This is a genomic window from Thermus arciformis, assembly GCF_900102145.1.
Taxonomy (GTDB): Bacteria; Deinococcota; Deinococci; order Deinococcales; family Thermaceae; genus Thermus; species Thermus arciformis.
In genome coordinates, this window is record NZ_FNBC01000001.1 from 103937 (window position 1) to 117549 (window position 13613).

Annotated in this window: 16 protein-coding genes and 1 tRNA gene; 11 read left to right on the forward strand and 6 right to left on the reverse strand. The window is 64.9% G+C overall.

Going from position 1 to position 13613, the window contains the following annotated elements; all coding sequences use genetic code 11:
• Window positions 1-6 precede the first annotated feature (6 nt).
• The 6 genes from BLP62_RS00660 to cycA form a co-directional block, all read right to left on the reverse strand.
• Window positions 7-1674 (reverse strand): GmrSD restriction endonuclease domain-containing protein, encoded by a 1668-nt coding sequence (locus BLP62_RS00660; RefSeq protein WP_176758107.1) that lies wholly within the window; start codon window positions 1672-1674, stop codon window positions 7-9.
• Between the two features lie 66 nt (window positions 1675-1740).
• Entirely contained in the window at window positions 1741-2763 is a 1023-nt protein-coding gene (locus BLP62_RS00665; protein ID WP_420918344.1) for a DUF815 domain-containing protein, read from the reverse strand.
• Window positions 2764-2806: 43 nt separating this feature from the next.
• Window positions 2807-2882, reverse strand: a tRNA-Lys gene (locus BLP62_RS00670).
• 81 nt (window positions 2883-2963) lie between these two features.
• Window positions 2964-3575, reverse strand: coding sequence for a thiamine diphosphokinase (locus BLP62_RS00675; RefSeq protein WP_093004858.1), 612 nt, complete (start codon window positions 3573-3575; stop codon window positions 2964-2966).
• A complete protein-coding gene (locus tag BLP62_RS00680) occupies window positions 3572-4522 on the reverse strand; it encodes an ABC transporter ATP-binding protein (RefSeq protein WP_176758108.1) in 951 nt (316 codons plus the stop codon). Before BLP62_RS00680 ends, BLP62_RS00675 begins: the two co-directional genes overlap by 4 nt.
• A 96-nt stretch (window positions 4523-4618) precedes the next feature.
• Window positions 4619-5065 (reverse strand): cytochrome C-552, encoded by a 447-nt coding sequence (gene cycA, locus BLP62_RS00685; RefSeq protein ID WP_093004862.1) that lies wholly within the window; start codon window positions 5063-5065, stop codon window positions 4619-4621.
• Between the two features lie 227 nt (window positions 5066-5292).
• On the opposite strand from cycA, the gene BLP62_RS00690 reads away from it, so the two are divergent.
• The 11 genes from BLP62_RS00690 to BLP62_RS00740 are packed head-to-tail and all read left to right on the forward strand — an operon-like array spanning window position 5293 to window position 13578.
• Window positions 5293-5721, forward strand: a complete 429-nt coding sequence (locus tag BLP62_RS00690) for a SoxW family protein (RefSeq protein WP_093004988.1) — start codon at window positions 5293-5295, stop codon at window positions 5719-5721.
• The gene (gene soxY / locus BLP62_RS00695) at window positions 5714-6166 is read left to right on the forward strand and encodes a thiosulfate oxidation carrier protein SoxY (RefSeq protein ID WP_093004864.1); all 453 of its coding nucleotides are present in this window, start codon (window positions 5714-5716) and stop codon (window positions 6164-6166) included. Before BLP62_RS00690 ends, soxY begins: the two co-directional genes overlap by 8 nt.
• A gap of 11 nt (window positions 6167-6177) precedes the next feature.
• Window positions 6178-6504, forward strand: a complete 327-nt coding sequence (gene soxZ / locus BLP62_RS00700; protein ID WP_093004866.1) for a thiosulfate oxidation carrier complex protein SoxZ — start codon at window positions 6178-6180, stop codon at window positions 6502-6504.
• Between the two features lie 43 nt (window positions 6505-6547).
• Window positions 6548-7327 carry a sulfur oxidation c-type cytochrome SoxA gene (soxA, locus tag BLP62_RS00705; RefSeq protein ID WP_093004868.1) on the forward strand — a complete coding sequence of 260 codons (780 nt, stop codon included), beginning with the start codon at window positions 6548-6550 and terminating at the stop codon, window positions 7325-7327.
• A 9-nt stretch (window positions 7328-7336) separates the two neighbouring features.
• Window positions 7337-7915, forward strand: a complete 579-nt coding sequence (soxX, locus tag BLP62_RS00710; protein ID WP_093004870.1) for a sulfur oxidation c-type cytochrome SoxX — start codon at window positions 7337-7339, stop codon at window positions 7913-7915.
• Complete coding sequence (gene soxB / locus BLP62_RS00715) at window positions 7912-9633, forward strand: thiosulfohydrolase SoxB (protein WP_093004872.1); 1722 nt, start codon at window positions 7912-7914, stop codon at window positions 9631-9633. Before soxX (BLP62_RS00710) ends, soxB begins: the two co-directional genes overlap by 4 nt.
• Window positions 9630-10187, forward strand: coding sequence for a sulfur oxidation c-type cytochrome SoxX (gene soxX, locus BLP62_RS00720; protein WP_093004874.1), 558 nt, complete (start codon window positions 9630-9632; stop codon window positions 10185-10187). The genes soxB and soxX (BLP62_RS00720) overlap by 4 nt, the downstream gene beginning before the upstream one ends.
• Window positions 10188-10190: 3 nt before the next feature.
• On the forward strand, window positions 10191-10997 hold the full coding sequence (gene soxA / locus BLP62_RS00725; protein WP_093004876.1) for a sulfur oxidation c-type cytochrome SoxA: 807 nt from the start codon (window positions 10191-10193) through the stop codon (window positions 10995-10997).
• A 2-nt stretch (window positions 10998-10999) separates the two neighbouring features.
• Complete coding sequence (locus BLP62_RS00730) at window positions 11000-11431, forward strand: rhodanese-like domain-containing protein (RefSeq protein ID WP_093004878.1); 432 nt, start codon at window positions 11000-11002, stop codon at window positions 11429-11431.
• Window positions 11428-12279: a translation initiation factor 2 gene (locus tag BLP62_RS00735; RefSeq protein ID WP_093004880.1), complete on the forward strand. Its 852-nt coding sequence runs from the start codon at window positions 11428-11430 to the stop codon at window positions 12277-12279. Before BLP62_RS00730 ends, BLP62_RS00735 begins: the two co-directional genes overlap by 4 nt.
• A gap of 9 nt (window positions 12280-12288) precedes the next feature.
• The gene (locus BLP62_RS00740; RefSeq protein ID WP_093004882.1) at window positions 12289-13578 is read left to right on the forward strand and encodes an FAD-dependent oxidoreductase; all 1290 of its coding nucleotides are present in this window, start codon (window positions 12289-12291) and stop codon (window positions 13576-13578) included.
• The last annotated feature ends 35 nt before the right edge of the window (window positions 13579-13613 follow it).

Consider the following 13613-nt stretch of genomic DNA (forward strand, 5'->3'; position numbering starts at 1 on the left):
TCGCTGTTAATCGTCAGGGGGGTTTTCGGCAAGGCGATTGCCTAAGACCTCCTTTATTTTTTCCAGAATGAGCTTGCCTCTCTCACGCAAGAAGGTTTCGTACTGATCGTCTGACAAGATGAGAGGGTTTATCTCTCCACCAGGGGTGAATTGAATGGGTAACAAAGCATTCCTTAAGCGATGGTTCGCCACATTTATACCCATACGATCCTTAAGATCGCGAATGTAGTCTGACGGATTTCTGTTTGAAAGGAGTTGATTGCTCTCGCTGGTTAGGGGTACCAAATTTGCGATAGAGTCTACCTTCTTCTTTCCACCAAAAGACCGAGGAAAAATGTGGTGAATTTCCAAAACATCTGATTCTATCCTGGAACCCGAGTAAAAATCTTCAGGGATCACCCGCCTTAAGAGGGCTTGAATGGCTTTATATCTATTATCGCTTTTTGCGAGGTTAATCAAACTTTCAAGATCAAGTTTAACCTCAGGTAGATCATCCTCTGGGATTTGCCCTTCCTCTAAAAGTTTTTGAAGGCTTTTGTAGTGAATGAAGATTCTGTAATTTGTAGCCCTAAAACCACTTTGTAAAACATTTGCGAAAAACCATTGCACCAATTTGTCTCGCTTTTCTACAAGGAATGCCTGTTGCTTCTTGGGCTCTAAATCAGCTAGAGCTCCGGCAAGAGCTACTAACTGACTTTCGCCAACATAATACCTTGGCTCGAGGCCGCACTCGCTTTGCGCCCACTTTATAGCGGAAACCAGAGCTGAAACTGCTTTATCCCAGTTTTTGTTAATGTCTTCTTTTCTAAGTTTGAGTTGTTCGCTGCGAGAAGGCTCGGTGTTTTTCTCAATAAGGACGATAATTTGAAGGATTCGTTCGCCGTCTATATCAAAGCGTTTGAGTAGATTATGAGAGCTTCGGGCTCTTTCGTATAAATTTCTAAGGTCTGGCTCTGGGAAATAACGTGCAACAGCAAGATCAAAGGTAGTTAAGCGCGTTCCGGTTGAATTTATTGTTTCAAAGATGCGGCAAATGGCCTCTATCCCCTCTTGCCCGTCCAAAAGGATATAGGGAACCTCATAATTGCGGATGGTTTCAAATATACGGTTAACTTTTTGTATCGCTTTCATTGCCTTATCTCGCTCCTCTTTAAAGAAACCCAGAAAATAGTCAATGACGTGTTTTTGCTCTTCTCCTTCGGTGACAAGATCTGCGCGCACCCACCGCCCATTATTGCGGGTTGGATCTTTCACTCCCGCAAAAGAAGTTTTCTTGATCCAATCCGACCGCTCATCTTCAAATGAGCTGTATAGCGCTTGCAGATCAAACCAATAAGTTTTCTGAGGGTGGGCGTTTAGCAATACGCGAACAATGGAGGTCATTCTTTGTTGGCCATCCAATATAAGCAATTCCTGCCCCTCAGTTGGCGTATCTTCATCTTCAGGGGGGTTTTCCGAAAGGCTATTTCCCAAGGTGGACTCTGAATCATCCACAGCAACCTGAAGAGGGCGAGTGCTTAGGCGAATCTCAGGGCTTGGCTCTAACAAAAGTAGCGATCCAATAGGGTAATTGCGCGCAATGGAGTCTATGAGTAGAGCAACCTGGGCTTCATTCCAGACAAAATCACGTTGAAATTGGGGAAGCTTAAACTGGTTGAGCCTAACTTTTTTCAACAGCTGATTCATTCGGAATGATCCTGTACGCATACCTCAAATACTGCCACGATAATTGAGCGCCTGTCAACAGCTTTGGGCGAACTGCCTGGCCGCCCGCCCGGAGAAGCCCCGGCTTAGGGCGAAGCGCAGGGCCTCCGCTTCCTCCTCTTGGGTGAGGGGGCGGCCCAGGTGGTGGGCCACGGCCCGGAGGAAGAGGGCCTTGTCAAAGGGCGGGAAGGTGAGCACGAGCCCGAAGCGCTCCGCCAGGGCCAGCTCCTCCTGGAGGGCGTCCCAGGCCTCGGGGGCCTCCCCGGGGAGGGGGTTTTCCCCCAGGCGGCGCACCAGGTGGCGGCGGTTGGAGGTGGCGAGGAGGAGGACGTTCTCGGGGGGGCCCTCGAGGCTTCCTTCCAGGAGGGCTTTAAGGTGGTGGAAGGCCTCGTCCTCGGGGTCCAAGGAAAGGTCGTCCAGGAAGAGGAAGAAGCGGTGGGGAAGGAGGGAAAGCCTTTCTAGAAGCTCCTCCAGGCGGAAAAGGGCGCCCTTTTCCACCTCCACCATGCGGGCTTCGGGCAGGTGGAGGAGGCTTTTGGCCGCGGTGCTTTTCCCCGTGCCCCGGGCCCCATAGAGGAGGGTGTGGAGGGCGGGCCTTCCGGAAAGGAAGCGCTCGGCGTTCTCCCTCAGGGCCTTGAGCTGGCCCTCGTACCCCAGAAGCTCCCCTTCTTTGGGCAGGCGGGGGTGGGGGAGGGGGCGGAGAGCCCCGTCAAAGCGGAAGGCCCTATATAGGGCGAAGGGCCAGGGCCCGTGGGCCCGCAGGACCCGCACCAGCGCCTCGGGGTCCCGGGCGAGGAGGGCCTCTAGGGCCTCTTCCTCCGCCGGGGTGGGGGGGCGTTCCCCGAGGCTTCCTAGGGGAAAGGAGGCCCGCCTTTCCTGGAGCCTTAGGAAGGCCTCCTCGAGGTCCAGCCGGATGAGGTCCAGAAGCCCGGGGGTGGGTCTCAGGGCCCGCCAGGCCCAGGGGGCTTTCAGGAGGGCCTGGGCCAGGGCGTAGCCCCAAGGCTCGCCCTGGGGGAGGTCCAGGGAGAGGAGGTCCAGGGGGCTTTGGGGAAGCTCCATGGGCCCCATCTTAAGGGAAATCCCCGGGTTTCCCCGGGGGCTTTGGTGGGCCGCACAGGACTCGAACCTGTAACCCACCGATTAAGAGTCGGTTGCTCTACCGGTTGAGCTAGCGGCCCAAACGCCAAAGGCTAGTGTAGCTTCCCCCTTTTCCCCTGTCAAGGACTTTCCCTCCGCCCCTCTTGGGGTCAGGGAGGGGCTCAGAAGAGGTAGAGCACCGCCCGGCCTTCCACTACCCGCACCCGGATGGGCCCGAGGGCCTGGTTTTCCAGGGTGAGGGTGGTGGCCTTGAGGGGCGTGGGGGGAAGGTCCCACCGCGCCCCCTCCACCCCCAGGGCGGCCTCGGGGAAGGGGAGGAGGCTGAAGGGGGTTCCGGGCTCCAGGGAAAAGGCGTGGAGGCCCGGGAGGAGGGGGAAGGCCCGGGCGAGCCCGTCCGTGAGCTCCACCCGCACCCCCTTTTCCAGGAGGAGGAAGGCGAGCTCCAGGTGGGCCAGGGTGTGGTCCAGCCGCCCGCCCAAAGCCCCCAGGAGGAGGACCTCCTCCGCCCCAAGCTCCAGGGCCTTCCGGAGGAGGGCCTCCCCGTCCGTGAGGTCCTTCTCCCGGGGAAGGACCTCCTTGGGCGCGGAAAGGGCCTCCTGGAGCCAAGGGGGGCTTGAGTCAAAGTCCCCAAGCCAAAGCTCCGGGGTAAGCCCTAAGGCCAAGGCGTGCCGCCCTCCGGAGTCCGCCGCCAGGAGGCGGTAGCCCTCAAGCCTCTCCTTCAAGGCCTCCGTGGCCAGGAGGGGGCCGCCCAAGAGGAGGGCGAAGCGCCTCATCCCTCCAAGGGTACCGCCTGGGCGGGGTCCAGGCGGAGGGCTATGGGGGCGCCCTCTTCCGGGCCCTCGGGGGCCTCGAGGTAGAGCCGCACCCCCCCCACCCGCGCCCAAAGCCCCACCCGGGGCCCGAAGAAAAGCCGCTCCTCCACCACCCCCTCCAGGCCTCCCCCAAGGGCGAGGGCCTTTGGGGGAAGGAGGTGGACCCTTGGGGGAAGGCCTAGGGCCTGGCTTTCCCCGGGGGAGAGGAGGTTCTTGTGCCCCAGGAAGCGGGCGGCCCAGGCGTCCTTGGGGCGGGCGTAGACCTCCTCCGGCCTGCCCACCTGCACCAGACGGCCTTCCCGCATGAGGGCCACCCGGTGGGCCAGGAGGAAGGCCTCCCCCTGGTCGTGGGTCACGAGGAGGGCGGTGACCCCCTCTTCCTTTAGCGTCCGGCGCAGGAAGAAGAGGAGCTCTTCCCGAAGCCTCAGGTCCAGGGCCCCTAAGGGCTCGTCCAGGAGGAGGAGCCTGGGCCTAGGGGCCAAGGCCCGGGCCAGGGCCACCCGTTGCTGCTCCCCGCCCGAAAGCTCCTGGGGGCGCTTTCTGGCGTGAGGGGTGAGCTCCATGCGCTTAAGGAGCTCCCGCACCCGGGCCTCCCTCGCCTCCCTTGGCCAGCGGGCCTCCAAAAGGCCAAAGGCCACGTTTTCCGCCACGGTGAGGTGGGGGAAGAGGGCGTAGTCCTGGAAGAGAAAGCCCACCTTCCGCCTTTCCGGGGGAAGCGGGGTGAGGTCCTCCCCAAGGAAGCGCACGAAGCCCCCATCGGGCCTAAGGAGCCCGGCGATGAGCCTGAGCAGGGTGCTCTTCCCGCTTCCCGAAGGCCCGAGGAGGGCCAGGGTCTCCCCCTCGGCCACGGAAAGCTCCACGGAGAGGCGGAACCCGGGGAAGGCCTTTTCCAAGTAGAGCTCCAGCACCCTTCCATTAAACCGGAAGGGCCTGGGGTACTCCCCAGGCCTCGTTTTCGCTTTTACCGGGGCCCCCATGCTGGCGCAAGCCAGCATGGGGTGGTATTACTTCAGGCCGAGCTTCTTCCGCTCCTCCAGCACCTGCTGGGGGGTGAGCTTCTGGGCCCGGAGCTTCTTCACCTCCTCGGCGGTGAAGGGCTTGAAGTCCTTCACCTTCTTGTCGTCGCCCCAGGCGGTGGCGATGTGGTTGAGGACCGCGGCGATCTCCTCGTCCTTTAGGCCATTGAAGGCGGGCATGGCCCCGTTGTACTTCATGCCCTTCACCTCAATCTGGCCCTGGAGGCCCCAGAGGAGCGCCTTGATGAGGTACTCCCGTCCCCCCTGTTTGGAGAGGATCTCCGCCACGTGGCCCGCGAGGGCCGGGAAGGCCCCGGGGAGGCCTTGGCCGTTTGCCTGGTGGCACCCCGCGCACTGGGCGTAGAGCTTGGCGCCGTCCGCCTGGGCCAGGGCCAGGCCGCCGAGAAGGAGGAAAGCCATTAGGGTCCGCTTCATCTTTACCCTCCGGGGTATAGGGTAGTTTGTCCCTAACCCCCCGTCAAGGGGTGTACCTTTAGCCTGGCTTAATGCACCTACCCTATTAAGGTATGGATGGGCGGTGTGGGGTAGGGGCGGGAAGCTCGTGAATGGCTACACAAAAATTGTTCCCTGCGACCCTTGATTTTCCCCTGACCGGGGGGTAAGGTATAAATGTCCCTGGGTGTACCCAGGCGGTGTACGCCATGTACGGATACCGGGTACTTTGGGTGCTCCTCCTCACGGGCCTGGCCCTGGCGGCGCCGGACTTCGGGCGCTGGTACCCCTTCCCCCAGGCCCAGACCCTGGCCGTGGACCACAGTCGGGTGCTCATGGTCTACTTCCACAGCCCCCACTGCCCCTACTGCGACCAGATGAACACCTTCGTCCTCTCCGACCCCGCCGTGGCCCGCTTCCTGGAGGAGCGCTTCGTGGTGGCCTCCGTGGGCACCGAGACCCCGGAGGGGCAGGAGCTCGCCCGGCGCTTCCGGGTGCCGGGCACCCCGACCTTCGTCTTCCTCGTCCACCGCAAGGGGACGTGGGAAGAGGTGGGCCGGCTCTTTGGCAGCCGGCCCCGGGCGGAGTTCCTCAAGGAGCTTCGCCAGATGTGTGCCAAGGGAGGTGCGTGTGAATAGGCGAGCGTTTCTGAAGGCGACCGGCGCGGCCCTTGGGGCCGTGGCCCTCTCGGGGCTTCCCGTGAGGGCCCAGGGTCTCGAGGGCGAGGACCTGGCCAACCTGGAAAAGGCCCTGAAGGAGGCCCTGGGCAAGGGCTTCAAGGACCTGACCCCCTCCAACCTGGTCAAGCTCACCATGCCCGCCATCGCCGAAAGCGGGGCCAACGTGCCCGCGGAGGTGGAGGTGAACCTGCCCTCGGCCCAGGTGAAGGCCATCCACCTCTTCGCCGACAAGAACCCCACCCCGCGCCTGGTGAGCTTCATGCCCATGAAGGCCATGCCCTACTACGCCACCCGGGTCCGCCTGGCGGAGACCACGGCCATTCGGGCGGTGGTGGAGACGGCGGACGGCAAGCTCCTTCTGGCCTCGGCCAGCACCCGGGTCACCGTGGGCGGGTGCGGTTAAGGAGGTGAACCATGGCGATTCGCGTGATCGTGCGTCTGACCCCGGCCAAGCCCAAGGCGGGCGAGGAGTTTAAGCTCCAGGCGGTGGCCCAGCACCCCAACGAGCCCGGCACCCGCCGGGACGCCGAGGGGAAGCTCATCCCCGCCAAGTACATCAACCTGGTGGAGGTCTACTTTGAGGGGGAGAAGGTGGCGGAGGCCCGGCCCGGGCCCTCCACCAGCGCCAACCCCCTCTACGGCTTCAAGCTCAAGGCGGAGAAGCCGGGGACCTTCACCGTCAAGCTCAAGGACACGGACGGGGACACGGGCGAGGGCACGGCCAAGCTGGAGTTGGCTTAAGGATGGCGCCCGGGGAAACCCCGGGCGCTTTATGGAGGGGGCTATGCGCAAGGCGGTGGGTTTGTTCCTGGCCACACTTCTCGTGGGGGTAGCCTTGGCCCAAGGGCAGGTGGACCCCCGGGAGGAGGCCAAGCGCCAGAAGCAACTCCTCTTGGAGACCGCGGGCATCCTCCCCACGGAGCTCATCGTGGCCCAAGGGGAGGAGCTCTTTAACCGCAAGGGCCCGAGCGGCAAGACCATGGCCGAGTGCGACTTCGGCCTGGGAAAGGGGGTCCTGGAGGGGGCGGCGGCCAGGCTTCCCCGCTACTTCCTGGACACGAACCGGGTTGAGGACCTGGACAGCCGCATCGTCACCTGCATGACCCGGGTACAGGGCTTCAAGCCCGAACAGGTGAAGCGCTCCGAGGTGGTGGCCATCGCCTTCTACATCGCCAGCAAGTCCACGGGGCACAGGATCCAAGTCCGCCTCCTTTTCCCCGAAGAGCGGGAACTCTACGCCCTTGGGGAAAAGCTCTTCTACGCCCGGAGCGGGGCCAGGGACGTGGGCTGCGCCACCTGCCACGTGACCTACGTGGGCCGGCGCGCCGGGGTCCTGCCCTACGCCGACGTCCTGGGCAAGGACAAGTCCTGGACCCACTGGCCCGCCTACCGCTACTCCAACGACCAGACCTGGACCATGCAGGACCGCATCCGGGCCTGCTACGGCAACATCGCCCACCCCCAGCCCGCCCTTTACTCCCAGCCCATCCTGGCCCTGGAGCTCTTCCTGGCCTACAACAACAACGGGGCCGTGGTGGAGGAGTGGCCCGCCTTCGTGCGGTGAGGAGGGAGCATGCGTAAGGTTCTCGTAGCCCTTTTTGCCCTGGCCCTGGCCCTGGCCTTCGCCCTGGCCCAGCGCTACCTCACCGAGGAGGAGCTGAAGCGGATTCAGGCCGGGGGTAAGGCCTACGCCGAGGTCTTCGTCAACCAGCGCCCCGACCAGGCCCTCTGCTCCATCCACCGGAACCGCCTCCCCGCCGACCTCCTTCCCAAGTTCCTGGAAGAGCAGCGGGCCCTGATCAAGTACCCCGCTTCCGGGAAGCTCATGGGGGACTGGAGGAAGGGCGGGGCCATCTTCAACAACCTGCAGAAGGCCAACTGCTTCTCCTGCCACTATGGCTCCCCCGAGCATCTGGGGGGCGATGTGGGCCCGAGCCTGGAGAAATACGGCCGCAATCGGGGCCAGTCGGAGGCGGTGCAGCGGTACACCTACGAGGTGATCTACAACGCCTGGGCCTTCTTCCCTTGCACCGTCATGTACCGCTTCGGGGCCCAGGGCCTCCTCACCCCCGAGGAGATCGCCGACGTGGTGGCCTACCTCCTGGACCCGGAAAGCGACTTCAACACCAAGCCGGCGGTGGGGTCTAGATGAACCGGAGGGAGCTCCTTCAGCTTCTTTCCGCCCTGGCGGTCCTGGGGCCCAGGGGCTTGGCGAAGGCCCTCGAGGACCCCAGGTCCCTCTACGACCTCCCCCCTTACGGGGACGCCACCCTCCTCTTCTTCTCCGACCTCCACGGCCAGGCCTTCCCCCACTACTTCATGGAGCCCCCGAACCTCATCGCCCCCAAGCCCCTCATGGGCCGCCCGGGCTACCTCACGGGAGAGGCCATCCTCCGCTACTACGGCGTGGAGCGGGGCACGCCCCTCGCCTACCTCCTCTCCCACGTGGACTTCGTGGAGCTGGCCCGGGCCTTCGGCCCCATCGGGGGGATGGGCGCCCTCACCGCCCTCATCCGCGACCAGAAGGCCCGGGTGGAAGCGGAGGGGGGCCGGGCCTTGGTCCTGGACGGGGGGGACACCTGGACCAACTCGGGCCTCTCCCTCCTGACGAATGGGGAGGCCCTCGTGGAGTGGCAGAACCTCACCGGGGTGGACCACATGGTCACCCACTGGGAGTGGACCCTGGGGCGGGAAAGGGTAGAGGAACTCCTGAAGAAATTCCGGGGGGAGCACCTTTCCTACAACGTGGTGGACGAGCTCTTCGGCGACCCCCTCTTCCCCGCCTACCGCATCCACCGGGTGGGGCCTTACGCCCTGGCGGTGGTGGGGGCCACCTACCCCTACGTCAAGGTCTCCCACCCCGAGACCTTCACCGAGGGCCTCTCCTTCGCCCTGGACGAGAGGCGGCTAAAGGAGGCGGTGGACCAGGCCCGCGCCGAGGGGGCGGACGCCGTGGTCCTCCTCTCCCACAACGGGATGCAGCTGGACGCCGCCTTGGCGGAGCGGGTCCGGGGCATTGACCTCATCCTCTCCGGCCACACCCACGACCTCACCCCCAGGCCCTGGCGGGTGGGGAAGACCTGGGTCGTGGCGGGAAGCGCCGCCGGCAAGGCCCTCATGCGGGTGGACCTGAAGCTTTGGAAGGGGGGGATCGCCAACCTCCGGGTGCGGGTCCTGCCCGTCTTGGCCCAGCACCTCCCCAAGGCCGAGGACGTGGAGGCTTGGCTTGCGGGGCGGGTGGGGCCCCACCGGGAGCGCCTCTTCACCCCCTTGGCCCTTTCCGAGACCCTCCTCTACAAGCGGGACACCCTCTACTCCACCTGGGACCAGCTGGTGGGGGAGGCGGTGAGGGCCATTTACCCCGAGGTGGAGGTGGTCTTCAGCCCGGCGGTGCGCTGGGGGACCACCATCCTCCCGGGGCAGGCCATCACCTGGGACCACCTCTACGCCTACACCGGCTTCACCTACCCCGAGCTTTACCTCTTTTACCTCCGGGGGGAGCAGATCAGGGCGGTGCTGGAGGACGTCGCCAGCAACGTCTTTACCCCTGACCCCTTCTACCAGCAGGGGGGGGACGTGAGCCGGGTCTTTGGCCTCCGCTACGTTCTGGACCCCGACGCCCCCACGGGGCAGCGCATCCGGGAGGTGGAGGTGGGGGGCAGGCCCCTGGACCCGAACCGCCGCTATTTGGCGGCCGCCTACGGGGGGAGGCTCCAGCGGGTGGGGGAGGCCAAGCCGGGCTACGAGCCCAGGCCCATCTACGAGGTTCTCGCCGAGTACCTGAAGGCCGTGGGCCGGGTGCGCGTCCGGCCCGAGCCCAACGTGAAGGTCATCGGGCGCAACTACCGCGTGCCGGAGGTGTGGGAATGAGGAGAAAAGCGGTTTTGGCTTTTGGGGTTTTGCTCCTGGGCCTGGGGCTTTCCCAAGGGCCTTTTCGGGCCCGCCTCGAGGCCGCCATCCAAGGAGGGGGCCCCAGGTTCGCCCAGGTGATGCTTTCCCAGGACAAGGCCCAGGCCCTCTGCACCCAGTACCGGGACCGCCTGCCCGCCGACCTCGTGCCAAAGTTCCTGGAGGAGCAGAAGGCCCTCATCAAGTACCCGGCCTCGGGGAAGCTCATGGGGGACTGGAGGAACGGGGAGAAGGTCTTCACCGACCCCAAGCGGGGCAACTGCTACGCCTGCCACGCTGGGGACCCCAAGGAGGTGGCCCACGGGACCATGGGGCCGAGCCTCACGGGCTACGGCCAGCGGGGGCAGTCGGAGGCGGTGGTGCGCTACACCTACGAGAAGATCTACAACGCCTGGGCCTTCGTCCCCTGCTCCCTCATGTACCGGGGCGGGGTGCACGGCCTCTTCACCCCCGAGGAGACCGCCGACCTGGTGGCCTTCCTCCTGGACCCCAACTCCCCCATCAACCGGAGGTGAGCCGTGAGCGTGCGGAAGAAGCGTCTGATCCTGCTGGCCGGGGTGGCCTTTGGGGCGCTGGCGGGGCTTGCGGCGTACACGCAGCAAAGCAAGCCCCTGGACCCCTTTGAGGAGGCCATGCGCCAGCGCCAGATGTACCTGGAGACCTTCGGGGTCCTGCCCGGCGACCTCTTCGTGGAGGAGGGGAAGGAGCTCTTTTACCGGAAAGGCCCCTCGGGCAAGACCCTGGAGGAGTGCGACTTCGGCAAGGGGAAGGGGGTTCTGGAAGGGGCCTACGCCCTCTTGCCCAAGTACTTCCCCGACACGGGCCGGGTGGAGGACCTGGAGACCAGGGTCTACACCTGCATGCAGCGGGTCCAGGGCTTCAAGCCCGAGGAGATCAAGCGGGACGAGGTGCGGGCCATCACCACCTACATCGCCAGCTTCTCCTCCAAGGCCAAGATCCAGGTGGTGCCCAAGCACCCCCAGGAGCTCGCCATGTACAACCTGGGCCGGGAGCTCTGGTACACCCGGGCCGGGGCCAGGGACATGAGCTGCGCCGTCTGCCACGACCAGCACGCGGGGCAAAGGGTGCGGCTTTCCCCGGTGCGGAGCCCTAGGCAGGGCCTTGGCAACGAGTGGCCCGCCTACCGCTTTGAGGAGGACAAGCTCTACACCATGGAGGACCGCATTGACTTCTGCTACGAGTCCATCGCCATCCCCAAGCCCGAGTTCTACTCGGACGTGCACATCGCCCTGACCCTGTACATGCTGGCCGAGGCCACGAAGGCGGGGCACTCCTTTGAGGAGCTCCCCTTCTTCACGAGGTAGCCATGCGCCGCCGGGACCTCCTCGCCCTCTTCCCCTTCCTCGCCCTGGGAAGGGCCCAGGGGGAGGGGGACTGGACCCAGGCCTTCGGCCAGTTCCTCAAGCGGGTGCCCCCGGCGGGCTACCTGGTCTACCCCACGGAGGCCCGGGACCTTCTCCTCTTTGAGCCCTTCGTCCTGGACGTGCGCACGGAGGAGGAGCGCAGGAAGGGGTACATCCCGGGTTCCGTGCACATCTACGCCGGGGAGGTCCCGGACCGCCTGGGGGAGCTCCCCAAGGACAAGGAGGCCCTGATCCTCGTCTACTGCAACTCGGGGAGCGTCTCCGCGGTGGTGGCGGCCTTTCTGCAGGCCAAAGGCTACAAGAACGCCAAGAACATCGCCCATGGCTTCAAGGGCTGGCTGGACGCCGGCCTAGAGGTGGAGGGAGGATCATGAAAAGACTGGTGGCCGTTCTCATGGTTTTGGGCCTGGCCCTCGCCCAGTCCCTGGTGGTGGAGGTCCAAGGCGCCTTGGAGGAGGTGGAGGCCAAGACCCTGAAGGCCCTGGAGGCGGCGGGCCTCCAGGCGGACCGGGTCTTGAACCTGGGCGAGCAGGTGCGCCAGGTGACGGGCCCAGGCTTCCCCGACTACCGGCTCGTGGTGCTCAAGCCCGAGGCGGGGAGCGTGGAGGCGGTGAGCAAAAACCCCATGGCCGCCATCGTCCTGCCCCCCACAGTCTTCATCACCGGCGAGGGGAAGCGCTACACGGTGGGCACCTTTGACGGGAGGCTCCTCTTCTCCATGCTTGGGGTCTACGGGGGCGAGGTGGAGCGCCTGGTGTGGCGCCTCGAGGCCGCCTTGGGCCGCCTGGGCCCCGTGAAGCGGGTGGCCCCCGCCCTCATGCCCGACCCCAGCAGCGGCCTGATGCCCGCCCTCCTCTACCGGGTGCCCTCGGCCAAGGTGGAGGACGTGGTCCTCCTCGTGGAGACCGAGCTCACCTCCAACGGCCTAAACCTTCTCCCCAACGTGAAGGTGGGCCCGGTGACCGTGATCATGCCCTGCAAGAGCGAGTGGGCCCGCATCATGTTCCTCACCCAGCCCGCCGGGGGCTTCGCCGCCCCCTGCCGCTTCTTCGCCATGCAGATGGGGCAGGACGTCCTGGTGGGGGCCATTGAGCCCATGCTCATGACCATCATGCCGGGGGTCATGGGAAGCCCGGCGGTGGCCATGCTGCAGGAGGCGAAGCGGGTGATGACGGAGATCCTGGAAGCCACGGGCGGGAAGCCGTACCGCCCGGGTCAATGAGGAGGCCGTATGGGAAAGGTGAACCGCAGGGACCTTCTTAAAACCGGGGCGGCCCTGGCCGCGGCCGGGGCCTTGGGTGGCAAGGGCTTCGCCCAGGAGTTCTACGCGAGCCCCCCCACCCTCCTCCCCCGCACCCGGGCCCCCCGGGTGGTGGTGGTGGGGGGCGGCTGGGGCGGCACCACGGTGGCCCGCAAGGTGAAGCAGCAGGCCCCCGAGGTGGAGGTGGTGCTCGTGGAGCAGAAGCCCATCTTCATGTCCTGCCCCATGTCCAACCTCTTCCTGGCGGGGGTGAAGCCCTTGGAGTGGCTCGTCTTTGACTACACCAACGTGGTCAAAGACGGGGTCATCTTCGTTCAGGAGAAGGTCCTGGACATCAACCGCGACCGCCGCCTGGTGCGCACCACGGGGGGCTACCTGGCCTACGACCTCCTGGTCCTCGCCCCGGGCATTGACTACATGTACGAGGCCATCCCCGGGTATGCCGAGGTGAAGCACCTCCTGCCCGTGGGCTTCAAGCCCTTTGAGCACGTCGCCCTCCGCCGCATGCTGGACCAGTTTGACGAGACCGGGGGGGAGCTTGTCATGTACATCCCCAACCCCCCCTACCGCTGCCCCCCTGGCCCCTACGAGCGGGCGGCCATGCTGGCCTGGCGGCTCAAGACCAAGGGGGTGAAGGGGAAGGTCATCGTCTTGGACGCCAACCCCCAGCCCGTCTCCAAGGCCCCCGGGTTCTTGGCCGCCTACAACGAGCTCTACAAGGACTACCTGGAGTATGTCCCCAACACCCGCATCACCGGCCTGGACTACGGGAAGAAGGTGGTGATGACCGAGCTCGGGGACGTTCCCTTCGCCCTGGCCAACGTCATCCCCCCCATGAAGGCCGGGGAGCTGGTGCGCACTGCGGGCCTTGGGGAGCGCTGGGCCAACGTGCGCATCCCCTACTTCCTCTCGGAGAAGGACGACCGCATCTACCTGGTGGGGGACATCACCGGGAACACCCCTTACCCCAAAAGCGGCATGGTGGCCTACGTCTCCGGCACCATCGTGGCCCGGCAGATCGTGGAGCGCCTTAAGGGCAAGCCCCTGGCGGAGATTCCCCCCGAGCTTCCCAACAACATCTGCTACTCCTTCGTGGACTCCGAGGAGGCCATCTGGGTCTCCGCCAACTACTCCTGGGACGAGGCGGCCAAGCAGATCAAGGCCCAAAGCGCCGTGGACAACCAGCGCTCCCAGGCCAACGCCACCGCCGCTTTCGGCTGGGCCACGGGGCTTTGGAACGACATGTTCGGCCCGGCCTAAGGGCCTTTCCCCCCGCCCCAAAGGGGCGGGGGTTT